At 35.8% G+C, this 26,175-nt stretch carries 23 protein-coding genes and 1 pseudogene; 15 read left to right on the forward strand and 9 right to left on the reverse strand.

Going from position 1 to position 26,175, the window contains the following annotated elements; translation table 11 throughout:
- Positions 1–35 precede the first annotated feature (35 nt).
- Together A5482_RS03250 and A5482_RS03255 are read right to left on the reverse strand one after the other, a co-directional pair.
- On the reverse strand, positions 36–746 hold the full coding sequence (locus tag A5482_RS03250) for a M15 family metallopeptidase (RefSeq protein WP_069791472.1): 711 nt from the start codon (positions 744–746) through the stop codon (positions 36–38).
- Between the two features lie 77 nt (positions 747–823).
- Positions 824–1,957 carry an HhoA/HhoB/HtrA family serine endopeptidase gene (locus A5482_RS03255; protein WP_069791473.1) on the reverse strand — a complete coding sequence of 378 codons (1,134 nt, stop codon included), beginning with the start codon at positions 1,955–1,957 and terminating at the stop codon, positions 824–826.
- A 358-nt stretch (positions 1,958–2,315) separates the two neighbouring features.
- Here A5482_RS03255 and apcB point away from each other — a divergent pair, with 358 nt between their 5' ends.
- From apcB to chlG, 6 genes are all read left to right on the forward strand, one after another.
- The gene (gene apcB / locus A5482_RS03260) at positions 2,316–2,828 is read left to right on the forward strand and encodes an allophycocyanin subunit beta (RefSeq protein ID WP_069791474.1); all 513 of its coding nucleotides are present in this window, start codon (positions 2,316–2,318) and stop codon (positions 2,826–2,828) included.
- 104 nt (positions 2,829–2,932) lie between these two features.
- A complete protein-coding gene (locus A5482_RS03265) occupies positions 2,933–4,099 on the forward strand; it encodes an HhoA/HhoB/HtrA family serine endopeptidase (RefSeq protein WP_069791475.1) in 1,167 nt (388 codons plus the stop codon).
- A gap of 627 nt (positions 4,100–4,726) precedes the next feature.
- On the forward strand, positions 4,727–5,818 hold the full coding sequence (locus A5482_RS03270) for an RNA polymerase sigma factor, RpoD/SigA family (RefSeq protein ID WP_069791476.1): 1,092 nt from the start codon (positions 4,727–4,729) through the stop codon (positions 5,816–5,818).
- Between the two features lie 191 nt (positions 5,819–6,009).
- Entirely contained in the window at positions 6,010–8,058 is a 2,049-nt protein-coding gene (locus tag A5482_RS03275; protein WP_069791477.1) for a GspE/PulE family protein, read from the forward strand.
- Positions 8,059–8,203: 145 nt separating this feature from the next.
- Positions 8,204–8,404 (forward strand): hypothetical protein, encoded by a 201-nt coding sequence (locus A5482_RS03280; RefSeq protein WP_069791478.1) that lies wholly within the window; start codon positions 8,204–8,206, stop codon positions 8,402–8,404.
- A gap of 146 nt (positions 8,405–8,550) precedes the next feature.
- Positions 8,551–9,543 carry a chlorophyll synthase ChlG gene (gene chlG / locus A5482_RS03285; RefSeq protein WP_069791479.1) on the forward strand — a complete coding sequence of 331 codons (993 nt, stop codon included), beginning with the start codon at positions 8,551–8,553 and terminating at the stop codon, positions 9,541–9,543.
- Positions 9,544–9,698: 155 nt separating this feature from the next.
- Here chlG and A5482_RS03290 read toward each other — a convergent pair whose 3' ends face one another.
- The 3 genes from A5482_RS03290 to A5482_RS03300 form a co-directional block, all read right to left on the reverse strand.
- Entirely contained in the window at positions 9,699–10,877 is a 1,179-nt protein-coding gene (locus A5482_RS03290; RefSeq protein ID WP_069791480.1) for a M20 family metallopeptidase, read from the reverse strand.
- Between the two features lie 66 nt (positions 10,878–10,943).
- A complete protein-coding gene (locus A5482_RS03295) occupies positions 10,944–12,413 on the reverse strand; it encodes a transglutaminase domain-containing protein (protein ID WP_069791481.1) in 1,470 nt (489 codons plus the stop codon).
- Positions 12,414–12,441: 28 nt separating this feature from the next.
- On the reverse strand, positions 12,442–13,305 hold the full coding sequence (locus A5482_RS03300) for an ABC transporter permease (RefSeq protein ID WP_069791482.1): 864 nt from the start codon (positions 13,303–13,305) through the stop codon (positions 12,442–12,444).
- Positions 13,306–13,936: 631 nt separating this feature from the next.
- Here A5482_RS03300 and A5482_RS03305 point away from each other — a divergent pair.
- Both A5482_RS03305 and A5482_RS03310 read left to right on the forward strand, forming a co-directional pair.
- The gene (locus tag A5482_RS03305; protein ID WP_069791483.1) at positions 13,937–14,437 is read left to right on the forward strand and encodes a hypothetical protein; all 501 of its coding nucleotides are present in this window, start codon (positions 13,937–13,939) and stop codon (positions 14,435–14,437) included.
- Between the two features lie 179 nt (positions 14,438–14,616).
- Complete coding sequence (locus tag A5482_RS03310) at positions 14,617–14,994, forward strand: hypothetical protein (RefSeq protein ID WP_069791484.1); 378 nt, start codon at positions 14,617–14,619, stop codon at positions 14,992–14,994.
- A 44-nt stretch (positions 14,995–15,038) separates the two neighbouring features.
- Here the strand turns inward: A5482_RS03310 and A5482_RS03315 are convergent, their stop codons facing one another.
- Both A5482_RS03315 and A5482_RS03320 read right to left on the reverse strand, forming a co-directional pair.
- A complete protein-coding gene (locus A5482_RS03315; protein WP_069791485.1) occupies positions 15,039–15,455 on the reverse strand; it encodes a hypothetical protein in 417 nt (138 codons plus the stop codon).
- Positions 15,445–16,176, reverse strand: a complete 732-nt coding sequence (locus A5482_RS03320; RefSeq protein ID WP_069791486.1) for a tetratricopeptide repeat protein — start codon at positions 16,174–16,176, stop codon at positions 15,445–15,447. Before A5482_RS03320 ends, A5482_RS03315 begins: the two co-directional genes overlap by 11 nt.
- Positions 16,177–16,253: 77 nt before the next feature.
- Here A5482_RS03320 and A5482_RS03325 point away from each other — a divergent pair, with 77 nt between their 5' ends.
- Positions 16,254–17,585: a glycosyltransferase family 4 protein gene (locus A5482_RS03325; protein WP_069791487.1), complete on the forward strand. Its 1,332-nt coding sequence runs from the start codon at positions 16,254–16,256 to the stop codon at positions 17,583–17,585.
- Positions 17,586–17,640: 55 nt separating this feature from the next.
- On the opposite strand, the gene A5482_RS03330 is transcribed toward A5482_RS03325, so the two are convergent.
- Positions 17,641–18,852, reverse strand: a complete 1,212-nt coding sequence (locus A5482_RS03330) for an HhoA/HhoB/HtrA family serine endopeptidase (protein ID WP_069791488.1) — start codon at positions 18,850–18,852, stop codon at positions 17,641–17,643.
- Between the two features lie 653 nt (positions 18,853–19,505).
- On the opposite strand from A5482_RS03330, the gene A5482_RS03335 reads away from it, so the two are divergent.
- The 5 genes and pseudogenes from A5482_RS03335 to dcm all read left to right on the forward strand — a co-directional run bounded on the left by A5482_RS03335 (position 19,506) and on the right by dcm (position 23,193).
- Positions 19,506–19,727, forward strand: coding sequence for a helix-turn-helix domain-containing protein (locus tag A5482_RS03335; protein WP_242412003.1), 222 nt, complete (start codon positions 19,506–19,508; stop codon positions 19,725–19,727).
- A 262-nt stretch (positions 19,728–19,989) separates the two neighbouring features.
- Complete coding sequence (locus A5482_RS03340; RefSeq protein ID WP_083260471.1) at positions 19,990–20,145, forward strand: DUF4277 domain-containing protein; 156 nt, start codon at positions 19,990–19,992, stop codon at positions 20,143–20,145.
- A pseudogene (locus tag A5482_RS03345) lies at positions 20,108–21,304 on the forward strand (IS1634 family transposase); the annotation flags it as partial. The gene A5482_RS03340 and the pseudogene A5482_RS03345, both read left to right, overlap by 38 nt.
- 207 nt (positions 21,305–21,511) lie before the next feature.
- Positions 21,512–22,207: a DUF3883 domain-containing protein gene (locus A5482_RS03350; protein WP_069791079.1), complete on the forward strand. Its 696-nt coding sequence runs from the start codon at positions 21,512–21,514 to the stop codon at positions 22,205–22,207.
- A complete protein-coding gene (dcm, locus tag A5482_RS03355) occupies positions 22,195–23,193 on the forward strand; it encodes a DNA (cytosine-5-)-methyltransferase (protein WP_069791080.1) in 999 nt (332 codons plus the stop codon). Before A5482_RS03350 ends, dcm begins: the two co-directional genes overlap by 13 nt.
- 35 nt (positions 23,194–23,228) lie before the next feature.
- Here dcm and A5482_RS03360 read toward each other — a convergent pair whose 3' ends face one another.
- Positions 23,229–23,657, reverse strand: coding sequence for a MerR family transcriptional regulator (locus A5482_RS03360; protein WP_069791081.1), 429 nt, complete (start codon positions 23,655–23,657; stop codon positions 23,229–23,231).
- A 65-nt stretch (positions 23,658–23,722) separates the two neighbouring features.
- Between A5482_RS03360 and cas12k the strand changes: the two genes are divergently transcribed.
- Positions 23,723–25,603, forward strand: a complete 1,881-nt coding sequence (cas12k, locus tag A5482_RS03365; protein ID WP_069791082.1) for a type V CRISPR-associated protein Cas12k — start codon at positions 23,723–23,725, stop codon at positions 25,601–25,603.
- Positions 25,604–26,175 lie beyond the last annotated feature (572 nt).

The following is a 26,175-nucleotide window of genomic DNA, read 5'->3' on the forward strand; positions in this document are numbered from 1 at the left end:
TGAGAGACTTATCGGCAAGGGGTTTTAATGATTTCCTACTCCACACTGCCATATTTTGCGATCGCCCTCAGGGAGGGATTAACCGAATTTTGTAACCATGCCCACATTTGATCCCCTTGGGAAAAATGCCACCACTCCCCAGGATGACGGAGAAAACCGCCCTCCTCCATGGCTTGTAAAAGTATTTGTCGATGGCGGTGATACCCTTGTTCAAGGGAGTTTGAACTATGTTGATAATGATTAGGGTGCGATCGCCCCGACAACTCATCAATTTCTCCTCCCATATCAACCTCTTGCCCCTTTTCATCCAATAAAGTTAAATCTACCGCAGCCCCCGTACTATGGGGAGGAGGAGTGAGAGGATTATGGCTAGGTATCGCCCAAATTTTATATACCTCCTCATAAACTTCTTTTTCTTGGGTAGAATTTAACTGATGTTGGTTTAAACCCTTCATGTCGCAAACCTGTTTAAAAGTGTAATCCACCATAAACTGTTGTACTAATATGGGGCGATAAGCATCAAAAATTTTTAATCGCCATTGGGGCTTCAACCGTTGTAATTTTTCTTGGGCAACAATTAAACCATCAACAACACTTTGACGTAAATAATAGGGAGACTTGCCCCCATAATCAGCTCCTAATTTTTGGTAAGGTGGAGGACTTTCCACCAGAAATAAATCTTCAGGAATGGCGATTAATGCCTCTCCACACTCTTGAATCGCTATTTTTTGATAAGGTTTTTCCATCGTTTAAGTATTAGGAGTTAGGGTTCAGATATTAAATCATAAAAACTCATTATCAATTATCCATTCTCAATTATCAATTATCTTAACTGTGCAGTTTTAAGATTAAGATCTAAAGTGCGATCGCCCCTAACCACAGAAAAACGGATATTTTTATCAACCCCAGTTTTTTCCACCAAATTTTGCAGCTCTGCCGCATCACCGATGGGGCTATTATTCACTTTTACCACCACATCTCCCCGACGAATTCCCGCTTCCGATGCAGGGGTATTAGACAATACCTGCACCACCAAAATCCCCTCTACTTCAGGAATCATAAAAGCAGAATTAGGATTCTCATTGTTTTCCCGCGCCAAATCAGGGGTAACATTGACCATCTGAATACCCACATAGGGATGAGGTACTTCTCCACCCATGGCAAGGGTATTTTGAATTTCCTTCGCTTTGTTGATGGGGATGGCAAAACCAATTCCCATGGCATCGGCACGAATAGCGGTATTAATGCCGATTACTTCCCCTTGAGCATTCAACAAAGGGCCTCCTGAGTTACCAGGATTGATGGCTGCATCGGTTTGTAAAAAGTCGATTCTTTTATCAGAAATACCCACCTCCGAAGAAGAGCGATGAAGGGTGCTAATAATACCTAGAGTTACTGTATTGTCTAAGCCTACGGGGTTGCCAACGGCGATCGCCCAGTCCCCCACCTTTACCGCTCCAGAATCTCCCAACACCGCGGCGGGTAAAAGTTCTCCCTGAGAATCCACCTTTAACACCGCCAAATCAGTAATTTGATCCGTCCCTGTCACCTCCCCAGAAAACTTGCGCCCATCTTTAAGAGTAATAGTCACCTTATCCGCATCACTGACCACATGAGCATTAGTCAAAATAATACCTGAACTATCGACAATAAATCCTGAACCTTGCCCCGCCACTTTTCTTTCTTGGGGCATTCTTCCTGACAAACCATTACCAAAAAACGGGCTTAACATGGGATCATCCATAAAAGGAGCAAAACCAAAACCACCACTAACCACCTTTTCCGTATCGATGCGCACCACCGCATCTCCCGTTTTTTCTACCGCCTGAGCCACAAAGCTATCGGCGCTGATGTCTGTGGGCAAAGCCATAGAAGGAGAAACAAACAATCCCCAACTTACTATCAGGGATAAAGCTAGGGTAGAAATTAATTTTTTGAGTGAAGAAACAATAGCCATAAAATTAGAAAATATGTAAAGATTTGATACTTTTCTTATCAATCTAGGTGTAGAAATAAGATAATAGTCTCGCTGTTTATGATTCCTATTGTATAGCTAGAAATAGTTTTCCTAGGGAAAGTTATTTGTAGTGTTTTCCCGAAATCTGTTTTTTAAGTCTATTTTTTGGGATAATTTAGCAGATCCCTTGGAAATCGCACTCAGGTTTTGTGACACAGCACCCACAGGGTAAACTTAACCCGAGGGAAAGTATGAAATAATTAGTCTTAATGATGTTGACGAGCCAGTCAGGATCAAGATTAAAATAAAATATAACTCTTTAATAGTTAAAAATTAAAATATTTGTTGGGAGAAAAAAATGTTACTCGATGCCGTAACTAGCTTAATAAAAAACTATGATGTATCAGGGCGTTATCTTGATAGAGATGCCATTGATTCTTTAAAATCTTACTTTCAATCTGGCACTGCTAGAATTCAAATCGCCAATGTTATTAATGCCAACTCCCCTGAGTTAGTTTTAAATGCGGGAAAACAACTATTTGAAGAAGTACCCGAACTTATTCGCGCTGGGGGCAATGCTTATACCACCCGCCGTTATTCGGCTTGTTTACGGGATATGGACTACTACTTACGTTATGTCAGTTATGCCCTCATTGCAGGGGATACCAGTGTATTGGACGAACGTGTATTGCAAGGGTTAAGAGAAACTTATAACTCCCTCGGTGTACCCATTGGTCCTACCGTCAGAGGTATTCAAATCATGAAAGACATGATCAAAGACATGGCTTTTGCTTCTGGCATTGAAGATACTTCTTTGATTGATGCACCTTTTGATCATCTTAGCCGAGAGTTAAGTGAAGTCTCTATCTAATTAGGTGTTAGGTATTAGGTGTTAGGTTTTTCGATGTTTGCTAATGATTGTATCGCCTCCAAAGATTGTGTTAGATTAAAGGTTAAGATCAAAAGCAATCGAAGATGAGCAAAGTATTTTCCAGAATCGCTATCTCTACAGGGTTTTTAGTCGCTGGTATTTCTTTCGGCTTATGGGGAGGCAGACAATTTAACTACTCTTCTCAGGATTATATTAATCCTTCTGTTTCTTCGGAAAATTATTCGATTCCCCTCAGTGACTCTCCAGATAGGGAGCAGGATATAGAGAATCATCGTAATTTTAATTTTATTGCGGCAGCGGTAGAAAAGGTAGGTCCTGCGGTGGTGAGAATTAATGCGTCTCGACAGGTGAGTCAAAATCCATCTCTCGAAGACTTTTTTGGCTCTATGCCAAGCTCTCCGAGGGAGGACAGTGGCACTGGTTCGGGTTTTATTATCCAAGAGGATGGTTTAATTATTACCAATGCCCATGTGATTGAAAATTCTGATGTGGTAACGGTTTCTTTGCGGGATGGTCGATTTTTTGAGGGGGAAGTGTTGGGCATTGACACCATGACGGATGTGGCGGTGATAAAAATTAATGCTTCTGATTTGCCTGTGGTAAAGTTGGGTAGAAGTCAAGATTTAATTACGGGGGAATGGGCGATCGCCATTGGCAACCCCCTAGGACTAGATAACACTGTCACAGCAGGTATTATAAGCGCTACAGGGCGATCGAGCAACGAAGTAGGAGTACCAGATAAAAGAGTTCGTTTCATCCAAACCGATGCCGCCATCAACCCAGGCAACTCAGGGGGACCACTATTAAACATAGAGGGAGAAGTTATCGGTATCAACACAGCCATCAAAGCCAATGCCCAAGGGTTAGGTTTTGCCATCCCCATTGAAACGGCTTCTCGCATTTCTCAACAATTAGCCACCAAAGGAAAAGCAGAACATCCCTACCTAGGGATTCAGATGGTGACACTTAACCCCTACACCTTCAATAATTATGATTTTTCCATTCCTGACATTTATCAAGATAAACAAGGGGTATTAATTTTAAGGGTAATGCCTAACTCCCCCGCGCAACAGGCTGGATTTAAAACAGGAGATTTAATTATCCAAATTCGAGAGCAACCAATCGTCAAAACTACCGATGTTCAAGAACAGGTAGAACAAACTAACATTGGAGAAACCCTTCCTATCACTGTTAACAGAGAAAATGAGACTTTGATAGTACAAGTTATTCCCACAGAATTTCCTCGGTAACTATTAATCATTACTCACCAGAGTTTACATTGAAACCTTCAAATCAGAAAGATTTTAACCGACAATTTAGCCCCTATTTGACTAACTTACTTTTTTATCGAATATTAACCATATTGCCCCTTATGGCTTTAAAATTTACTCTTTACCCACGGGGATCATTTTTATTATTTTTTGACTCTAAAATAAATAGTTATACTTCCCATGAAATATATTCTAATGTCTCGGGCTATTGATTACTTAAGTATTTTTTAATTTTTTGATGGCTAGAGGATCTTATCCATTTTGAAGGTGATTTAACCCTTATTACTTTATTTTGGATAAGCTAGAAATAATATTGATCAGTTTATTTTCCAATTTTGTCTATCAGTATTATCCATTAATGTCAATTTTCTTAATAAAAATTATGATTTTGTAGTTTACAACACCAAAATATAAAAAAAATCTAAAAAGAATCTTATTTTAATAGTCAAAAACGAGTTTTATTAGCTACATTAGGATTTAGACATTTATCCGCTGCCCATTACATGAATTTAGTATTAACCATAACAAAACAAGTAAAAAAAAGATGATTTATTAAATTATGTCCCTAGGCAGGATAAAAAGTGCGTTAAAAAGAGGAGTAACAACATGAACCAATTTACCAGTCCCCTCACTAAGGAAAATGATAAAATCAAAGCCGAAATTGATGGAGAATTAGACGAGGTGATTGCTCAATATTCTGAAGAGACAGAGCAAAACGGAAAAAAGGTAAGGAGTAATCGCAGTAAATCAGAAGACTCCGTCGGGGCATTTTTTAAAGAAATGGCTCGTTACCCTTTGTTAACGGCAACCGAAGAAGTAGAACTCGCCCAGGCTGTCAAGTTTTTAACAGAGTGTGAAGAAAAACAACAAAAATTACATCATCAATTACAAAAAACCCCCAGCAAAATGGAATTAGCCCGTGCCATGGGCTTAGAAACAGAGCGTCAATTGGACAATCGTCTTTATAAGGGCAGGGTTGCCAAACGTAAAATGATTCGTTCTAATTTACGCTTGGTGGTATCTATTGCCAAACGTTATCTAAATAGGGGTGTGCCTTTTTTAGATTTGATTCAGGAAGGGGCTATTGGTTTAAATCGGGCGGCGGAAAAATTTGACCCAGACAAGGGTTATAAGTTTTCTACTTATGCTTATTGGTGGATTCGTCAAGCAATTACTAGAACAATCGCCAATGATTCTCGTACTATCAGACTACCGATTCACATTGTTGAGAAGTTAAATAAACTTAAAAAGGCTCAACGGGAATTAAAACAAAGTTTGCAACGGAATCCGACGGAGATTGAGTTGGCGGAGGAAATGGGTATCAATGAACAGGGGTTGCATCAGTTATTGCAGTTGAAACGTCAATCTTTGTCTCTTAATCATCGTGTGGGTAAGGGGGAGGATACCGAGTTACTCGAATTATTGGAAGACACCAATTTATTGTTGCCTGAAGAGAAGATGAATGAGGCGATGATGAATCAGGAAATTGTCTCTGTGTTGGATGATGTTTTGAGTGGCAGGGAAAAGGAAGTTATAATTCTTCGTTATGGTTTGTCTCATTCTAAGCCTCATACCTTAGAGGAAGTGGGACAAATGTTTGATTTATCGAGGGAAAGGGTCCGTCAAATTCAAACTAAAGCGATGCGTAAGTTAAGAAGACCACAGGTTGCGAGAAGATTAAAGGGTTGGTTAACTTAATTTTTTTTAAGAATATTTGATGATAAAATCAGGGGTCTATGTTATTTAGATTTCCCTGATTTTTTTTTATAAATATTTTTTCTGTTAACAAATTAAAACACAGGTTTGATTTCAGATTCTATATAATTTAGTACAATTGAAGTGTTATCAGCTAAGTGCGATCGATTCCTCGTCCATTGCCATAAAATATTATGACTCAAAGCCCTGTTTCTTCTTCTGGAAAAAAATTAGAAAAGTTAAGTACCGCCCTCGTAAGTCCAGATTATTTTAGTCCTTTCGGAAATAAGTTAATTCAATCTGGATATATTGACAAAGACCAACTTAAAAATGCTTTGGTAGAGGTGAGAAATAGTAAACAGCCTCTGGTGAAAGTGCTTGAGAGTATGACTCATAAGGCATTGTCACCTGATTTGGTTAGACAATACAAAAAACACCATCTTTTTGAGTTAAAAATACTTTATGGGGTTGATTCTGTTGATCCTGATGCGGATGAAATTTCTTCGGATCAGATGACGGAATTGATTGACTCGGTCATTAATATCAAGGTATGTCGTCGTCATAAGTTGTTGCCTGTGCGCCGTATCAATACAGAAGATCCCCCTGTGTTGGTGATTGCCATGGTAGATCCTGACAACTTGGCAGCTTTGGATGAGGTGCGCAAGTTAATTCGTCTTAAGGGATTGGATTTACAAAGGATTGTGATTACGGAGGAGGATTACGATCGCCTCATACAAATATACTATAAGGAAGAAAGCGAAAAACGACAAAAGGAAGAGGCTCTACAGGCAAAGAAAGCCCAAGAAAAATTAGCTAATGTTGATGATGTCATTGATGATTTAAACTATGACAGTTTAGAGGAAGGAAAGGACGAGAGTAATGATGCTGATTTAAGTTCTAATGATGCTAATCAAGCTCCCATCATCAAGCTAGTTAATAAGGTGATGATTAAAGCTCTCCAGGAGAGCGTTTCTGACATTCACATCGAGCCTCAAGAGGAGCTTTTGAGGGTAAGAATGCGTAAGGATGGGGTATTGCAAGAGTTTTTCCGTTTGCCCCGTCACATCACCACAGCAGTGGTGGCAAGGTTCAAAATTATGGCGGAGTTAGACATTGCCGAGCGTCGTTTGCCCCAAGATGGAAAGATCCGTAGGGTATATCAAGGGCGTAATGTGGATTTCAGGGTAAATACTCTTCCTAGCCGTTATGGAGAAAAGGTCTGTTTACGGATTTTGGATAACTCGGCAACTCAGTTGGGGTTAGACTTCTTGATTAGTGATGAGGAAACCCTGTTGAGGGTTCGAGAAATTGCTAGTCGTCCTTTTGGCTTGATTTTGGTAACAGGGCCTACGGGTTCGGGTAAATCTACTACTCTTTATTCTGTTTTGGCAGAAAGAAATAAGCCGGGGGTAAATATTAATACCGCTGAAGATCCCATTGAATATGCGTTACCTGGTATTACTCAGGTGCAGGTAATTCGGGAAAAGGGCATGAACTTTGCTTCCATTTTACGGGCGTTTATGCGTCAAGATCCTGACATTATTCTGGTGGGTGAGACGAGGGACGTGGAAACTGCTAAAACGGCTATTGAGGCGGCCTTGACAGGACACCTTGTTTTAACTACTTTACACACCAATGATGCGGCAGGGGCGATCGCCCGTCTTGATGAAATGGGAGTTGAACCTTTCATGATTTCTGGAGCCCTATTAGGAGTTCTAGCCCAAAGATTGATGCGTCGGGTATGTACCCAATGTAGGGAAGAATATGCCCCTGACAAGGAAGAATTATCTCGTTTTGGTTTAACAGCCTCTGGGGAACAATCTGTAACCTTCTACAAAGCTAGAACTTTGACGGGAGACACTCTCCAAGAAGCGGTGAACAATGGTACTGTCTGTAGTAAATGTGGTGGTTCAGGATATAAAGGAAGGGTTGGGGTATATGAATTTATGGTCATTACCGAAACTCTACAAAAACTAATCAATAAAGGGGCTACCACGGATTTAATTAAAGAAACTGCGGTGGAAGAAGGTATGACTACCATTTTGGCCTACAGTCTTAATTTAGTAAGACAAGGACATACCACCCTAGAGGAAGTAGAAAGGGTTACATTTACTGATTCTGGGTTAGAGTCTGAGTTAAAATCGAAGCGGAAAAGTTCTCTTACCTGTCAAACTTGTGGAGCGGAATTGCAACAGGAGTGGATGGATTGTCCTTACTGCATGACTCCTCGTTTTAGTGATTAGGAATATTTAACAATGAATAATTGAGTTATTGATTATTTATTGTTAACTTTTGTTGAAAATCGGGTTATTTTGTAGCAAATTATACAGAATTTATTTAAAATGCTAAGTGTAAGGAAAAAATCTGTAGAGATTAAAGGAGAGTGCTATGAATACCAAACAACAATCCAGAGCTTTAATGATGCGTCACCAAAAGATGATGAGAAACCGTCAACAATCCATGTTGGGTAGAGTAGCGGCAGAGATTGGTATGGATGTTAGTAATACTGAGTATTACGACACGGTCAAAAATGCTCCTTTGTCTAGTTTTGCTAGTAATTACGATCGCAGTAATAGTTCTCTAAGTTAGTGTTTTTGAGGAGAGAAAATATGTTTAATTAACGGTCTTCCATTATTTGGGGGGCTTTTTTTTATGAAAAATCGATTATTTCCCCATTACAATGGCTGTTTTGGTTACTATTTCCTTAAGGCAAAAATTAATTATTCATTAAGGTTATGACTGAAGCAGAAAATAAAGATTATACAAAAGTTGATTTAGAGCGAGAGGATAAAGGCTCAAAAGCCCGTCAAATGTTGGGCATGAAAGGAGCTAGTCAGGCAAAAAATATTTGGCAGATAAGATTGCAGTTGATGAAGCCCATTACTTGGATTCCTCTTATTTGGGGAGTTGTTTGTGGGGCCGCTTCTTCGGGGGGATATGTGTGGAGTGTGGAACATTTCTTGATTGCCCTTGCTTGTATGTTTATGTCTGGTCCGATGTTGACGGGTTATACCCAGACTATTAATGATTTTTATGATCGAGACATTGACGCTATCAATGAGCCTTATCGTCCTATTCCTTCAGGGGCTATTACCATTCCCCAAGTGGTTACTCAAATTATCGTTTTATTAATAGGGGGAATTGCGATCGCCTATGGTTTGGATGTTTGGGCTGGTCATGATTTTCCTGTACTAACTTGTTTGGCTATAGGAGGCTCGTTTGTATCTTATATTTATTCGGCTCCTCCTCTGAAGTTAAAACAAAATGGCTGGTTAGGTAACTATGCCCTCGGCTCTAGTTATATCGCCCTTCCTTGGTGGGCTGGTCATGCTTTATTTGGGCAGTTAAATTGGACTATTGTGGTTTTAACTCTCATTTATAGCATGGCAGGATTAGGTATTGCCGTGGTTAATGACTTTAAGAGTGTAGAGGGCGATCGCACTTTAGGCTTAAAATCATTACCCGTGATGTTTGGTATTACTACCGCCGCTTGGATATGCGTAATTATGATTGATGTGTTTCAAGCAGGAATGGGATTATATCTAGTAAGCATCCATAAAAACCTTTATGCAGCTATCCTCTTTCTTCTTATCATTCCTCAAATTACCTTTCAAGATATGTACTTCTTGCGAAATCCTCTTGAAAATGATGTCAAATACCAAGCCAGTGCGCAACCCTTCCTCGTCTTAGGAATGCTAGTATTAGGACTTGCCATCGGTAACTCATAATTCATCGAAAAAGGTTAGGCGTTATCAGGGATTAAGTTGAAATACTTGGTTAAACTCCCCTCGCCTTTTGGGAGAGGGGTTGGGGGTGAGGGGCAATCAATTTTGATACCTATTTGGAATCACCCTACCCAGGATTGAAGGATTTAGGGAGTAACTCATAACTGCTCTAAATACTGATAAGCAGAGTAAGCCATAGTTACCACCCCCGTAAAAATAGCAGACTCATCCAACACAAAACGGGGGTGATGCAAAGGATAATTATGTTGTCCTTCTTTTCCTACCCCCAAGCGAAACATAGCACCCGGGGCGTGTTCCAAATAAACCGCAAAATCTTCCGCCCCCAAAGAAGGCTCAGGAATAGACATAACTTTATCCTCCCCAAAAGCTTCTAGGGCAGACTTTTCAAGAATTTTGGTTAAATCAGGGTCATTTTGTACACTGGGCAAACAATACTTATAATTAACCTCCGCTTTTGCCCCATACATCTCACAAACTCCCTTAACTATATTAGTAATCCATTGGGGTAAACCCTCCCTTAATTGGGGATTGAGCGATCGCACCGTACCCACCATTTTTACCTGATCAGCGATAATATTAGCAGCCCTACCCCCCTGAATCTGTCCGATAGTCAAAACCAAAGGATCAAGGGGATTTTGAGTGCGACTAATAGCCTGTTGTAGAGTAGTAATCACCTGCGCCGCAATCCAAATGGCATCAATAGCCTGATGAGGACGCGCCCCATGACCGGCCTCCCCCTGAATCGTAATCTCAATATCATCCATGGCAGAAGTCAGCGCCCCGTATCTAACCCCAATTACTTGGGCAGGAATAGATGGAAACACATGAACCCCAAAAATGGCATCAATGCCCTTCATCGCCCCATCTTCCACCATCATAGAAGCTCCCTGAGCAATTTCTTCGGCAGGTTGGAACAAAAAACGAACTTTCCCTTTCATTTCATCTTTAAGACGAGATAAAATCATCGCCGTACCTAAACCCACCGTAGTATGTAAATCATGCCCACAGGCGTGCATAATTCCCGCATTGCGAGAAGCATATTCCAACTGACTCATTTCATGGATAGGTAAAGCATCCATATCCGTGCGAATAGCAAGATAACCACGGGATTTTTCCTTCCCCTCCAACTCCCCAATTACTCCCGTTTTTCCCACCCCCTCCTTTACTTTCAAACCACAGGAAGACAATACCCCTGCCACATAGGCCGCTGTTTGATATTCCCTGCCACTCAACTCAGGATGGGCGTGAAAATGGCGCCGAATTTCAATTAATCTTGGGCTGATTTCCGTAGCTATTTTTTTGATCTCTGATAACATTGCACTCTTATAAACTCAGCTATTTAGATACATATATCCTACTTTGATCTTTCAAAAATTTTCTTTTTATTGGTTATAGCGCAATAAACCCCAGAAATTGCGATCGCCTGGAAACCGAGCATAAACAATTACTTCTCCCCGAGAAACTGCTACATTACCAGTGAAGAGGTTGCCATAACGGGTTAAAGTAGTCCAATTGTTAGAGGACTGATCAAAAACTCTGACATCGGTGGCATTATCAACCCTTAATTTAAAATAGTTATTTTGATTAGGATTTAATTGACCATTAAAAGGTGATTCTAGGTAGCCATTATTTTCAGAAAAATGAGTAAATATAAAGGGAAATTGTTGATTAATTTGATTATTGGCAACAATATCATAACCTACAATAAAAGGAAAATTATTATCGTCATTTTGCTCTTTTCCAAAAATCTTTAGTTGGTAATTATCTCTATGGGGAAATGAGACTTTTATATTAATAAATTCTCCTTGTCTTTGCACAAATGTATGTTGTCCTTCTACTTCTTGCTCATTCTGTTGTAAAGATGCGATCGCAACTAAATTTCGAGGAGCTTTTAAAATAATATCAACTATATTATTAGTTATAATTTTTTTATTTGTATGACTAATTAATTCAAAATTACCTGTAAAAAATTGATGAGAAATTGTAGGCAAATTATCAAACTTATCCCTAGTGTAAGGTTGATCTAATAACTGCCATTTATTATTTTCAGGAAAGTGAGTATAAATAAAATTAGCAGGATTAATTGAGAAATAAAAATCATTAAAATTCTTCTCAAAACGATTTTCATTAATAGTTCCAGCACCCCAAGTGGAATCTAACAAAAACCATTTTCCCTCAATTTGCACTCCATTCCAAGCATGATTGACATTATTATCATTACCAACAGCATAATCTACACCCTTTGCATAACCAATAATAATAACTGATTTTAAACCCATATTTTTAGCTAACTGTTGATACAAGTTAGCATAACCAGAGCAGATAGTTTGACGGGTATTTAAAACTGTTTTAACACTAACATCTGGATAAATGTTGTAGTTCATAAAAGTATTTAAAGACACTACATCATAAGCAATATTATGGGTAATCCAAGTATAAATTATCCTTGCTTTTTCCTCCTCTGTAGTGGCATATTGACTCAAAAGATTAGCTAATTCTGAGGTAGAATTCCCTGAATATTCAACCTGTAAAGCCTTGGCATCTATTTCCGCAAAACGATTTTTATCAAGACTGTTTACATCCCCCTTAACCACGGGGCCATTAAACTCTGTAATAAATTCTTGGGTTAATGATTTTAAAGATGTGATTCTAAAATTGAAACTATTAATAAAACTAACTATATTTTCATAGGTTAATTTATCTTCAAAGTGCGATCGCCACTGAGGATTTCCATAGTGATTAAAAAGAAGAAAACCCACCAGAGTTAAAAATAGAAAAAAACGATTCTTTTTCTTTCGCTTTTGTTGTCTTATCCTTTGTTTTTTACGAACAGCATTATGCTTACTTCTCATGAAAACCTCAACAATAAAAAAAATAAACTCAGCGAATACGAGGCTCAAAAAACTCAGTTAAGCCCTCTCCTAATAAAGATAACCCCGTTACCATAGTCGTCATTGCCAATCCAGGGAATAAAGTAGTCCACCAAATACCTGTAGATAAACCATCCAGAGCCAATCTTAAGTCATAGCCCCATTCTGGCACATTCTCGGGTAATCCTAACCCCAAAAAACCTAATCCCCCCAAAATTAAAATGGCATCCGCCGCATTAAGAGTAAACAAAACAGGAACACTTTGTACCACATTAAAAAATAAATGTTTCGTCAAAATTCTTTGGGGTGTTGCCCCCATGGCTTGGGCAGCTTCGATAAACAACTCTGTTTTTACACTGGTAGTGTGGTTGCGCACCACCCGATAATATTGTGGAATGTAGGAGATGGATAAAGCAATAGCGGCATTAAAAATTCCTCTGCCCACCACAAAAGCAAGGGTAACAGATAACAACAAACCAGGCAGAGTATAAATAGTATCCATTAAAAATAGTAAAAGTTTATCTAATTTTCCTCCAAAATAACCACTTACTAATCCTAATGGCACTCCAATTACTAAACTTAATCCTGTGGCTAAAGTTACTACTTTAAAAGCTGCCTGAGTACCAAAAATTGTCCTTGAAAATACATCATATCCTTGTCCTGTTGTTCCCCACCAATGCTCATTATTGGGTGGCTGATGTATGGGATTAATTAAAGATTCAAGGGGATTCTGAATTATATTTTGCCCTTGTAAAAATGAAGCACTTAAGGCAAGGATAATAAAAAATAAGGTGATCAATATTCCACACAGAAGAAGAATATTATTGATGCTTAGGAATAGAAATATATTTTTTTTTCTGTTGTTAAAAATCATTTGATTGCATTATGATTATCTAGTTTTACCTTAAACAGTTTTTACCAATCTTTTTTATAAAATTAGGTTTTTCCAATTTATTTAGTTATAGCAATTATCATGGTTACGGGCTACAAAATGATCCCCCTAAATCCCCCGCAAATTCGGGGGACTTGAAAATTATAAATGTATCTCATAATTATAAAAAATGCTATATTTTAATTTTATGGTGAAATACTGTTAAATTTTTTGATTATTTTAAAATATTTTACCTCTTAAATGACATTCTAATATTGAATCAAACAATTATATTTTTTAAAACTACAGTTATGATTTCTTTTATTTAATCATTAATCAGATGGCGAATATAGAGAATCTATAAATATTAATCTAATAAGAAGTAAGTTGATATAATTAAATCTATTTAAGTAAAAGGTTTAAACCCTTTTTTTTGTGGGAGACTTAGTAGAATAAAAGTCATAACTAATTTCGACACCCTACTTATGATGATAAATATTATGAAGTTAAATAAACATAATATATTAAATTATAAAAATAATTAATTAATGTAAAAATTTTAACTATGGATAGAAGATTTATCGTTATTATATATTCATAAAGAAAGAAAAAATATGCTTATCTATTATAAAATATGTTCAAAAAAATTAAAGCTATTTTAACCACAGATATATTTAGCTCTGAAGATAATAGTCCCTCTGATTCTCCCCATAAGCAAAATGTTCCGGAAAGTGCTGTAATATTACACAATCAACTGTTTTCTGAACTTAAAATTTTGACTTCCATTGCCAAAACTTTGGATAGTGATTATTTAAACCAGTCCGATTTTAAATTTTTTCTCGACATTAGAGCGTCTTTTGCAAAAAATACTGGTCAGTACGAGGGATTAGAAAATAGTGCAGAATTACTACGAGTTGCGATCGCAGCTCAGTCCATATTTCTAAAAATTGAGCAAACAGAATTACGTTATCGTAGCTCAAAACAACAGGAATATTACGACTATGTATTAACAATATTAACAGAAATATTTGAAAAAAAAGAGACAGAAGAAGAAAAAGAAAGCGGTATTTTAACTGCCCAGAAAAATCTCTACCTAAACAACTATATTCTTGCGCAGAATTTAAAGAAAAACTAGAAACAAAACGAGAGGAAATTAACGCCACAATCAAAAGTGAAGAAGGAAAAATAGCTATTAATGATTATGCTGAATCCGTCAAACAACTGGCTACTGAGCAAGACTTAGGGCTACGATTATTATACTTATTCAAAAGAACAGATATTAAAGATTTAAGTATTCTAAAAGTATTGTCTGATATGGTAAATTACTTACAATCAAAAGACTTAAGAAAAACCAATGCTGTTATCGACTTAGTCAGGAAAAACCAAGAGATTTTCCTCCAAGTAACTCGCATTATTGGTTTACCAAAAAGCAAAGAAACCTTAGAAAATTATGCTATCATCTTACAATATTTAGCATTAAGTAAAAAGCATGAAAAAAACTCAGGTCAATATTTTCGTTTAATAGAAGTTATGGGGCAATGGGCAAATTTATATAATATGATTGAGGATAATCGAGCTCAATATTCTGCCAAGGAATATAATCTCCCCCCAGAGTATCTAAAAGAAATTCCAGGCATTGATATTTATGTAAAACATGAAGATATGATCAATATTTTTAGTAATAAATCTTAATTTTGCTAATAATAAATACTAATTTTTTTTGTGATACAAATCAGTTAAATACAATAGCTGTTAATTGTTTGTACAATTTCCTGTTGTCGGCTAAATAAATTAATAAGTTGCTGTTGATAAAATATGCCTTTTTCTTGGTCTTTTTTTTCATAGGCATCAACAAAATTTTTGGTATTATCAGCATACTCTTGATATACCTGAGACAACCGCAAAGCATATTCTCTTAAATTATCATCCTCAAAAGATTGATTAGTAATTGTCTGACTGGTTAACTCAAAAGTTTGAGCCGTATCAAGTATCATGTCTAAATTATTGTCCTCTAAATCATTCATTTTTTCCTCTATGGGGGAAATAGAGTTAGTCAATTGACGGCAACTTGATATTCTTTCGTTGGTGCAACCAGCTAAAAATGAATAGAAAAAAATACTGATTAAGACATTGGTTAAAAGGCTAATTTTCACGATTATTTATACCTGTAATAAAATGAGCTAAAGATATTTTTTGCTCTATATCACTACATATGCTATCAATATTACTAATGTTTTTGTTAAGTTCAACAACTTCATAAAATAATCCTTGAGACTCAGCAACAGTTATTAAACTAGCAATTGACCAATAGTCTTTGGGTTTTATTTGTAATGATTTTTGATAGTTAATTTTAGCTAAATCTAATTGATTTAATTTTTGGCGACATTGCCCACAACGATAATAACACCAATAATCATTCGGTCTAATTTTGAGGGCTTGTTGAAAAAAGTCCAAGGCTTTGAGATATTTTTTTTGATAGAAATAGGCTTTTCCTAAGCGATAAGTAGCCCAATAGTCGGAAGGATTATTTTTTAGGGCAACCAGTAAAAAAGGAATTGCTTCTTTGTGATGTCCTATTTTTTCTTGCAATATATAACTAGCACTATACCAAGCCCAATAATTATCTTTTTCGATAGCACAGGCTTCCTGAAAACTTTTTATGGCTTGATTGTATCTCCCCAATTCCTCCAATACTTTACCGTGGTAATACCAAGAAAAATAATCATTGGGATAGTATTCCAACGCCTTCTCATAACAGAATAACGCATCAAGTAAGTTATTGTGCGATCGCAATATATTACCCTGATTGTACCAACCCTGATAATTATCAGGACGACATTCCAAGGTGCGATAAAGACTATTTTGTTCAACCATAACCCATAGGAATAAAATTAAAACACCTTACTACTTTTAGTTTACCCTAGTATAGAAATAATTATTACCAAGAAAAAATGTCCGTCAGTAAAAAAGTTGTTTTTTGTGCCTCAGATTTAGAAGAAAAATATTATCGTGGTATCGGTTTTTATGCCCAATCAGTGATCAAAACAACCAAAAAATTAGGCTATGATAACTATCTTTTAACTAGTGCAAAAAATAATCAAATCAATAACTTACAACAACTAAATATTTTAAGAAACTTTGATGATCCCACCGAACCATCCCTCCAAAGAATAATATTAGATTATATCTCCACATCTATCGGCAAAAAAAAGTCAAAACAAGTCAATCAAGTAGCTTCTAGTTACTATAACAACAATAAACTAAATTATCTATCTGCCGTAGATGGATATGTCAATCAAACCTCTATTTATAAAACTATTAATCTACACGCAGTTTTATCTGATACTCCCTTCAAAATTGACACAAAACAAGCCGACATACTTTTTACCACCGCGCCTTCCCCAGCCAAAAATAACTATAAAAATGGCTTAACCATTCAAACCGTCCACGATTTAATTCCCCTTGTCACCCTATATCATCCCCCAGCCAGTCGCTTTAGCTCCCTTTTTTACAAAAACTTATTAGGTGCACTGAAATATTCTGATTTAGTCCTTACCATTTCTGAATTTTCTAAACAAGAAATATTAAAAACTTTTCCTAACCCCAACTATGAAGATAAAATCAAAGTAATTTATCAGCCCATACCCATTGATGATACAGATAAACAAATTGCTAAAAATGAAATATTTAATGAAGGTATTTTAAGTAAATATAAGCTAGAAAAAAATAACTACATACTATATGTTGGAGCATTAGAAATGAGAAAAAATATTGACCTTCTCATTGATGCTTATAGTGCCATAAAAGATAAAATAAAAATGCCCCTGATTTTAGTCGGTTCACCAGGTTACGGTAGTGAAGTTTTTATTGATAAAATAGACATTAATCCAGATACGAAAAATGTTCGCATAACTAAGCGTAATTACGCCTCTATTAGACACATTGGGTATGTCAACGACCTAGAAAAATTAATATTATTGCGTAATGCTAATTGTTTTGTATTTCCTTCCTTGTATGAAGGGTTTGGCTTACCATCCCTCGAAGCCATGGCCATGGGCTGCCCTGTATTAACCTCCAAAATCTCTGCTATTCCCGAAGCCTGTCAAGATGCTGCTTTATATGTGAATCCTAATAGTATTCCTGAAATTGCAGAAGGTATCTTAGAGATGGTTAATAATAATACCTTACGAGAGGAATTAATTACCAATGGAGAAAAACTAAGTAGTAAATACACTTTTGATAATTATCAATCGCAAATTTCCGACATACTATCTAAACTTTAGAAAAAAAGCAATCATCCCCAGAGGGTGATTGCCAATAATTCAATGGAAATTTTTATTAACGGGTAGGCAAAACTCCAAGGGTGACATTAAGATTTACTTCTTCTGTATTACGTCTTAATCTCAATGCTAAATCATTACCTACACGACTAGAAGCTACCGCTTTTTGTACTGTTTCTGCATCTCTCACGCTATCTTGTCCAATGTTTGTGATAATGTCTCCTGGTTGTAATCCAGCCCTCGCACCCGGGGAGTTGGGGGCTACCTGCACCACTAATACTCCTTCGTCATCAGGGGCCACAGTAAATCCTTGACTTTCAATTCTCTGGCGATTTTGAGGGGTAATAGAAACCATGGAAATACCGATATAAGGATGATCTACTCTACCATCTGCAATTAGTTGTTCGGCAATTTCCGCCGCTCGGTTGACAGGAATTGCAAAACCTAAACCCTGAGCATTACGAATAATAGCGGTGTTGATGGCTATGACTTCCCCTTGGGCGTTGAGTAAGGGGCCTCCTGAGTTCCCAGGGTTTATGGCTGCATCAGTTTGGATGAAGTCAAGGCGTTTGTCTCCTACCCCGATTTGAGCGCTCGATCGCCCCGTAGCACTTATAATACCCGTAGTAACAGTATTATCTAATCCTAAAGGGTTTCCAATGGCGATCGCCCATTCTCCAATAATTAAATCATCGGAATTACCTAATCTCGCCACAGGCAAATTATCCGCTTCCACCTGAATTACGGCCAAATCCGTCAGAGCGTCACTACCCAATACCTTACCTTGTAAAACTCGACCATCTTTAAGGTTAACCGAAACCTCCGAAGCCCCTTCCACCACGTGGGCATTAGTCAAAATTTTACCATCCGCACTGATTATAAAACCAGAGCCAGTTCCTTCCCTAGTCTCCTCTTGAGGCATCTCAGGAATTTGATCCCCGAAAAAACGACGGAAAAAAGGATCATTAAAAACAGGAGGCACCCTAGTGCTGACAGTACGAGAAGCATTAATCCTAACTACTGCCGGCCCCACATCTTGTACCACCTCCGCCACAAAATTAACATTGCCATTACGATTCATTTCTGGAATTCTAGCAATGGATGAAAAAGCATCACTATCACTATTTTCCTCCGTAGAAGTGAAAGAAGGAGTGAAAGCAGACATTTCCGAAATATTTGTTAAAGAGCTTACCCCGATGCCAATACCTAAGCCCACTACCAGCAAAGAAGTACCCGCCGTTAATTTAGAAAATAAAGACTTTTTACTCATAATATATATTCCTATTACTTACTCTTATTAATAATTATAGATTTTTAAAAATATTGTTTGGGGGAGTCAGCTTAAAGTGCGAAGGAGATAAAGAGGAAAACCTTTTTAAGCTGACTAAATCTAATATAAATATTCTCTATGACTTTCCTGTGAACCTGAGATGAATTTTTGATGAACTTTGTTCCTGAAAATAATTCACCAACAATTCTAATAACAAAAAAATTCAATCAATTAACAGTATTCCCATAATACGAGAGTATCTACCTAGAGAAAAAATGTATTGATATACTTAAACGCACAATCTTGTTTCATTACCAATAAAGACCTGAAACCATCAAATGCCTAAAAGATATTAATATGTACAGTAACAAATTATTTGACATGATAACAGATTAGTGTCATCTAAAACTAAGACTCTTCAAATCTTTGCATATCAAGTATTATAACTTATATTTCTCCTAAATCAGGTTTAACAGTCTTTCAAATTAAGTTAACAAATTAAGTGTCGCTTTCCTTAAATATAACAAATTATATGTCGCCTTCCAATTAGGCGATTTTTTTTGTTTGAAAAGTGGTCATTAACAAATTAGATGTCATACAATAAGTATTAATCTACTATGTATTAATAAAATATTTATGTAGGAATTATGGCGATGGATGAACAATTTTCCGATGTGCCAGAATTAATAACTCAACTCTCTCCCGAAGAACAGAAAATCGCTGATGTCATTGAAGACTTACTTCAACCGTGCGATCGTAAAACCTATGGGGAAAAATTAAAACGAGCCTCGATTCGATTGAATAAGTCGGTTCGCACTATCCAAAGATATGTTAAACAATGGGAAAAAGATGGTTTATACCAAATCCTAAACTAAAAGTAAACTAATAACTACTATCAACCCCAGTGATTTCGAGTAAATAGACATACTATCTAAACAGGATTTGGTATTACATGGCATGACCCAAAATAGTCGGGCAGATAAAGGATCTTCTCGAATTGATAAGCAATTACAGGAATTTATTACCCACCTTCCGCATAGTTCAAGAAAAAGCAAGAATACTACAAAAAAAGTGATAAAAAAGATGAAGTGGAATAGAGTAAATTAGTTTTAATAGAGTAATGATAAGTCTAGGAAAATGTATGAATCAATAAACATTGAAATAGAAAATATTGATCATTTAGGTATAATAGCTGGAATAGTAGACGAGGTAGGCATTGTAGAGATTGTAAACCAAAAACTACCATCCTATCCGATTAGACTCCACATCATTTCATGTGGATGGGAAATATGAGAATGAAGAAGAAGAAAATAGAAAAACCATCAAAATATGTCATGGGTATTCAAGAGATAATCGTCCAGATTTAAAACAATGTGTATTAAATTTAATAGTATCAGGGGACGGAGAAATACCATTATGGATGAAATCAGGACAGGGAAATCAAAGTGATAAAAAAGAATTTGTCAAGATAGTAAAAGAGTATAAGAAAAGTATAGAAACAGAGAGTATAACAGTATGTGATAGTGCCTTATATAGTCAAGAGAATATCCAATTACTAGGGGAAATGAAATGGATAACAAGAGTGCCATTAACAGTAAAAAAAGGGAGAGAATTAGTAGAAAACGAAGAAATATTATGGACAGAGATAGAAAATGAGCAAGAACAAGAATTGAAAGAAAGAGGTTATGAATGGAAAGTAATCAAGGAAAACTATGGGGGAATAAACCAGAGATGGTTAGTAGTAGAAAATAAAAAAAGAAAAGAAAGCGATCTAAAAAAAATAAAAAAAGCAATTCCCCTAGAAAAAGAGGAAGTAGAAAAAGAGAAAAAGAAAATATCTAGAAAATTGTGGTGCGATAACAAAGAATGTGAACGAGAAATAAAGAAAAAGAATAAAAGGTTTAAATATTATGAGTTAGAGATAGAAGACATTAGAAAGCAAGAGAAAGGAAAATATGAAGTAAGTGTAGTGGTAAGAGAGAAGGAAGAAGAAATAGAAAAAAAGAAAAATCAAGCAGGAAGATTTATCTTAGCAACCAATGTAATGGAGGAAGAAAGATTAAAACCATGGGAAATACTATGGGAATATAAACAACAACAAAAAGTAGAAAGAGGATTTAGATTTTTAAAGAATCCCTTATTTTTTACCGAGAGTTTTTATGTAAAAAAGGTGGAGAGGTTGGAAGGGATATTATGGTTAATGTCCTTGAGCTTATTGATATATAACCTAGCTCAAAGAGAAATGAGAAAAGAATTAAAAAGAAGAAAAGTAGGATTGAGAAACCAATTAGGAAAAAGAACAGAAAAAGTAACAATGAGATGGATATTCCAATGCTTTCAAGGAATCTATCTGGCAAAAATAAATGAAGAAGAAAGAATCGTAAATATGAATAAAGATAGAGAAGAAATATTAGAATATTTACCAGCAAAATGTCGTGAATATTATCAATAAAAAACCTTGATAGTTAGGAAAACATCAACAAAAATAAGAGCCATTACAACATAAAATAAAAAAATTGATGGCATAGGTTTGTGGTGGGAAAATATAGAAATAGTCCAAGAGTAAAATAGCAGAGAAAAAGACATTAAAGATAATTTTTACTCAAACCATTACAAATAGCTCATCTTCTTTATGTCGTTTTATTTGTGACAAAATGAAGTGCGGAAAGTCAGTAAAAATGAAACAATCTTTGAAGATTATCTTCCACTTTATCAAAAGAAAAACTTAACAATTAATGATATTAAATTATTAAATGATGCTTGGTTTATGTTTGTAAACTCTAAATTAGATCAAGAAATTTTTAAAACAGATTTATATAAATATTTAGGAATTGATCCTATTAGCTATCAAGATTTAGTATTAGAATCTATCAGTGATTTTTACACAAAACTTGAACAAGGACAAGAAATAAAAACAAAAGAAATTGGAGATTTTGGCGAAGGTTTAGTTTTAGGACATGAAAAAATGAGGATTAAATTAGGAAATAGGGAAGATTTACTTCATTTAATACAAAAAATACCGACACAATTTGCAGTTGGATATGATATTCAATCGGTAGAACTTGACGAAACAAAAAGATACATAGAAGTTAAAACAACAATTAGTAATAAAAAAATTAATTTTTTCAGCTTTCATCTAACACCAAATGAATGGAGTACGGCAGAATCTTTAAATGATCGATATTTTGTTTATAGACTTGCTATTTCTAAAATAAATCGAGAATTACATTTAATTCAAGATCCTGTTGGATTATACAAATCAAACAAAATAAAGATGACACCCAAAGATGGTGTGGATATAAAATTTACGGAACAATATTCTCGAAAGGAGGAATTATTATTATGGACAGATTAAAAATATTATCGCTTTTTAGTGGTTGTGGAGGAATGGATTTAGGGATACTAGGTAATTTTAAATATTTAAACAAAACTTATAATCAATTACCAACTGAAATTGTTTATGCCGTTGACAATGATTCTTATGCCGTTGAAATTTATAATGCCAATTTTAGCCATAATTGCCTTGTTGCGGATATTAAAAATATCAATGAAAAAGATTTACCCGACCACGATATTTTAGTAGGAGGATTTCCTTGTCAATCATTCTCTGTGGTTGCTCAAAATCCCCCTAGATTAGGTATTAAAGATGAAAAAGGTCAATTATTTTTTGAAATTTGTAGAATTTTAAAAGAGAAACAACCTAGATTTTTTATAGCTGAAAATGTTAAAGGAATTTTATCCGCTAATAAAAAAAGAGCTTTTCCTTTGATTATCCAAGAATTTCAAAAAGTTGGTTATCATGTAACTTATCAAGTATTGAATGCCTCCGATTACGGTGTACCGCAAAAGAGGGAAAGAGTTTTTATTATCGGATTTAAAAAATTTGAAGATTGTTTTAAATTTCAATTTCCTCAACGGACAACAACGAATGAAAAAATTCCCCTAAAGTTAGTTTTAGAAGATGAAATAGAAGATAAATATTTTTTTAGTCAAAAAGCAATTGAGGGAATGCTGAAGGCAAAAAAAATCATGAATAAAGGAAGAGTTCAAAATATAAATCAACCGTGTAATACTATAAGTTCGCATTTAGCTAAAGTAAGTTTGAATAGCACAGATCCAGTTTTAAAACAAGATGATTCTTATAGACGTTTTACCCCCAGAGAAGCAGCTAGAATACAGTCATTTCCAAATGATTTTATCTTAAATGTTGTTTCAGAAAATCGTCAATATAAGGCTATAGGAAATGCAGTACCACCAGTCCTGATGTGGCATATTTCAGGACAAATAATTAACTTAGTAATAGAAGAAGAAAAACAAAAATACTCTCTTGAGTGTGCTTAAAATGAAATTTATTAACTGCAATTAATCTAAGAATATTAACAGTGATTAATTTTGATTTCTAAAATTTCATGAATTTGATCAATCCATAGGGGAATAATCCCTCTGCCCTTTTCCAGAAGGGCGATCGCCCCTTCCCGCTCATAAGGCAGTAAATTAACAGTACCATCACTAGCAACAACCATAAAACGTTTTTTAAAGCCGATATTGGTAAAATCAGGCTCTCTTGTCCTCAAATCAGCGAGGATTTTTTGTACCATCTCCAGATTTAGCCCCACAGAAAGGAGATACACCATTACCGATACCTCCACCAACCCCACAAAAGAATAGTAGATTGTCTTTCCTGTACCCGAAGCACCAATCAAAGGCATAACAACCTCCTTATCCCTCCAATATTGCAATTGTCGGAGAGAACAGCCCGTAATCCTTGATATATCTTTGCTACTAAAAAATACTTCCTGTTTCATAGCAACAATTATAAAATGATTTGTTATTATACAAATATGTTTTATTAAACATTGTTGTTAATACTATGAGCCTAATTACTATTCAATGTCGTTTGGTTGCTTCTGCTGATACCCGTCAATTTCTTTGGATGTTGATGAGTCAGAAAAACACTCCTTTAATCAATGAAATCTTCATGAGAATAGCAGAACATCCTGATTTTTCCGTGTGGAAAGAAAAGGGAAAACTGCCCAAAAATTTTCTTGCTCAACAAATTGCTGAACTAAAGGAGGATAAACGTTTTCAAGGGCAACCATGTCGTTTTTATGCCTCTGTCCATAAGATGATTGAGTATGTTTATGAGTCTTGGTTTACAATACAAGATAAAAATAAATTCAGACTTCAAGGACATACTCGCTGGTTAGAAATGTTGAAACCTGATACCGAAATTCTCCAGTGTTTTGATGGTTCGTTGGAAAAGTTACAAAATCAAGCCAGAAAGATTCTTGATGAGATTGATAGCACTCTTCCTCACAAGCGTATTATTGATCAGTTATTTAAGGAGTATGAAAGAATTAACGATCCTCGGATTCAAGGGGCGATCGTTTATCTAATTAAAAATGGTGCTAGTATCCCAGATAATAAAGTAGAAACCGAAAAGAAATACAAGAAACTCAAAAGGAAAGTAGAGATTCAGGTTAATAAGTTAAAAGAACAAATAGAGATTTCTGTTCCCACTGGCAGAGAACTAAATGATCAAAAGTGGTTAGACACTCTCATTCTGGCTTCTACTACCATGCCCCTTAATCAAGCTCAGTGCGATCATTGGTTTTCTGTCCTCCAACAAAATTCTCCTTGTGTTCCCTATCCCATTATTTATCAAACAAATGAAGATTTAAGATGGAGTATAAACGATAAAAATCGCCTATGTGTTCAATTTAGTGGTTTAGGGGGTCATCTTTTCACAATCTATTGTGATTCTCGTCAACTTAGTTATTTTAGACGTTTTTATGAAGACCAAGGGTTAAAGAAAAGTCACAAGGATAAGTTTTCTAGTGCGTTATTTACCTTAAGGTCTATCCTACTCTTATGGAAAGAGGATAAGACAAATAAAACTAAAGGTGAGCCATGGCAGATAAATAGATTATACCTTCACTGTACCCTAGAAACCGATTGTTGGACTGTTGAAGGTACACAAGTAGTTGCTCAAAGAAAGCAAAAGGAAGTTTTAAATATTATTGACGGGATGAAAGAAAAAGATGACTTGAGAGATACTCAAAAAAAATTTATCCAAAGCAAACAAACGAGTCTTGCCCGACTTAATAATATTTTTCCTCGTCCTAGCAAACCTATTTATCAAGCTAATCCAGACCTCTATTTGGGAGTAGCAATGGGTTTACAAGAACCTGTTACCATTGCTTTAGTGGATGTTAGTCAAGAAAAAGTTATTTTATATCGCAACATCAAACAATTGTTAGGTGATAATTATCATCTACTTAGGAAGAGAAGAAATGAAAAACAGAAATTGAGCCACCAAAACCATAAGGCAAAGAAAAGAGCTAATTTTCAACAAAAAGGAGAGTCTAATTTAGGGGAATACGTTGATCGTCTCATTGCTAAATCTATTCTCAAAATAGCTCAAGAGTATAAAGTTTCAACTATTATTGTTCCTCGGTTAAAGCAAATGCGATCTATTACTGAAGCAGAAGTACAAGCTAGGGCAGAGGAAAAAATACCTGAGTATAAAGAGGGACAAAGAAAATATGCCAAGGATTATCGTGTGCAAGTACATCAATGGAGCTATGGTCGATTAATTGATAATATCAAAGGGAATTCTTCTAAATTGGGCATCGTGGTAGAAGAAGGCACACAACCCAAGCAAGGAACATTTACGGATAAAGCATTACAGTTAGCCTTGAGTAGCTCAAAAACTAATCATAAAGCCAATCCCACAAAGATAAATTCCTGAGCTACAATGAAGGAAATCGTGCCGTAGATCAAGTTATTGTTAACCTCTGTTTTGCGAAAATGAGGGGTAGTTTACTTAATAATAAGTTTACTTTCTGTCCCTGATAACTACTCAGTCTGATGCTGCGCAATGAATAAAGTGCGGAAACAAGGGGCACTCCCAGCAATAAGACTATGGGTTTACCAATGTAGTGGTTATCAAATCACCTCTGATCAAGGAGGAATACCCGTTTGAGCGTTAGTTAAAATGTACGAGTTACACAAACTCTGATTTTAGCCTTACGCAATCGCTGAGAGCTTTATACATTAAAGAATTTAGCGTTTTAATGAGAATATGAATGCTATTAAAAATCAAAATTTTAGTAGTTTTAAGGGAGGTTTACGCAAACTGCTTTTACAAGCCTTGTTATATAAAGGTTTGAATTGGGGGCAGTTGAAATCGTGAAATACCTTCTTGAGGGATTGAAAGTCAGCTATTTTTGACTATTATTATGTTGATTGGGGTTGAAATCGTGAGACACCTTCTACAGGGCTTATAATATTTATAGTGCCGTAGTTCAAGTTTTAGTTACC

The organism is Cyanobacterium sp. IPPAS B-1200, from assembly GCF_001747005.2.
Taxonomy (GTDB): Bacteria; Cyanobacteriota; Cyanobacteriia; order Cyanobacteriales; family Cyanobacteriaceae; genus Cyanobacterium.

Bases quoted from the DNA above. Each gene is read 5' to 3' on its own strand.
- A5482_RS03250 (WP_069791472.1), bottom strand. From the start codon at position 746: ATGGAAAAACCTTATCAAAAAATAGCGATTCAAGAGTGTGGAGAGGCA.
- A5482_RS03255 (WP_069791473.1), bottom strand. From the start codon at position 1,957: ATGGCTATTGTTTCTTCACTCAAAAAATTAATTTCTACCCTAGCTTTA.
- apcB (WP_069791474.1), top strand. From the start codon at position 2,316: ATGTTACTCGATGCCGTAACTAGCTTAATAAAAAACTATGATGTATCA.
- A5482_RS03265 (WP_069791475.1), top strand. From the start codon at position 2,933: ATGAGCAAAGTATTTTCCAGAATCGCTATCTCTACAGGGTTTTTAGTC.
- A5482_RS03270 (WP_069791476.1), top strand. From the start codon at position 4,727: ATGAACCAATTTACCAGTCCCCTCACTAAGGAAAATGATAAAATCAAA.
- A5482_RS03275 (WP_069791477.1), top strand. From the start codon at position 6,010: ATGACTCAAAGCCCTGTTTCTTCTTCTGGAAAAAAATTAGAAAAGTTA.
- A5482_RS03280 (WP_069791478.1), top strand. From the start codon at position 8,204: ATGAATACCAAACAACAATCCAGAGCTTTAATGATGCGTCACCAAAAG.
- chlG (WP_069791479.1), top strand. From the start codon at position 8,551: ATGACTGAAGCAGAAAATAAAGATTATACAAAAGTTGATTTAGAGCGA.
- A5482_RS03290 (WP_069791480.1), bottom strand. From the start codon at position 10,877: ATGTTATCAGAGATCAAAAAAATAGCTACGGAAATCAGCCCAAGATTA.
- A5482_RS03295 (WP_069791481.1), bottom strand. From the start codon at position 12,413: ATGAGAAGTAAGCATAATGCTGTTCGTAAAAAACAAAGGATAAGACAA.
- A5482_RS03300 (WP_069791482.1), bottom strand. From the start codon at position 13,305: ATGATTTTTAACAACAGAAAAAAAAATATATTTCTATTCCTAAGCATC.
- A5482_RS03305 (WP_069791483.1), top strand. From the start codon at position 13,937: ATGTTCAAAAAAATTAAAGCTATTTTAACCACAGATATATTTAGCTCT.
- A5482_RS03310 (WP_069791484.1), top strand. From the start codon at position 14,617: ATGGTAAATTACTTACAATCAAAAGACTTAAGAAAAACCAATGCTGTT.
- A5482_RS03320 (WP_069791486.1), bottom strand. From the start codon at position 16,176: ATGGTTGAACAAAATAGTCTTTATCGCACCTTGGAATGTCGTCCTGAT.
- A5482_RS03325 (WP_069791487.1), top strand. From the start codon at position 16,254: ATGTCCGTCAGTAAAAAAGTTGTTTTTTGTGCCTCAGATTTAGAAGAA.
- A5482_RS03330 (WP_069791488.1), bottom strand. From the start codon at position 18,852: ATGAGTAAAAAGTCTTTATTTTCTAAATTAACGGCGGGTACTTCTTTG.
- A5482_RS03335 (WP_242412003.1), top strand. From the start codon at position 19,506: ATGGATGAACAATTTTCCGATGTGCCAGAATTAATAACTCAACTCTCT.
- A5482_RS03340 (WP_083260471.1), top strand. From the start codon at position 19,990: ATGTATGAATCAATAAACATTGAAATAGAAAATATTGATCATTTAGGT.
- dcm (WP_069791080.1), top strand. From the start codon at position 22,195: ATGGACAGATTAAAAATATTATCGCTTTTTAGTGGTTGTGGAGGAATG.
- A5482_RS03360 (WP_069791081.1), bottom strand. From the start codon at position 23,657: ATGAAACAGGAAGTATTTTTTAGTAGCAAAGATATATCAAGGATTACG.
- cas12k (WP_069791082.1), top strand. From the start codon at position 23,723: ATGAGCCTAATTACTATTCAATGTCGTTTGGTTGCTTCTGCTGATACC.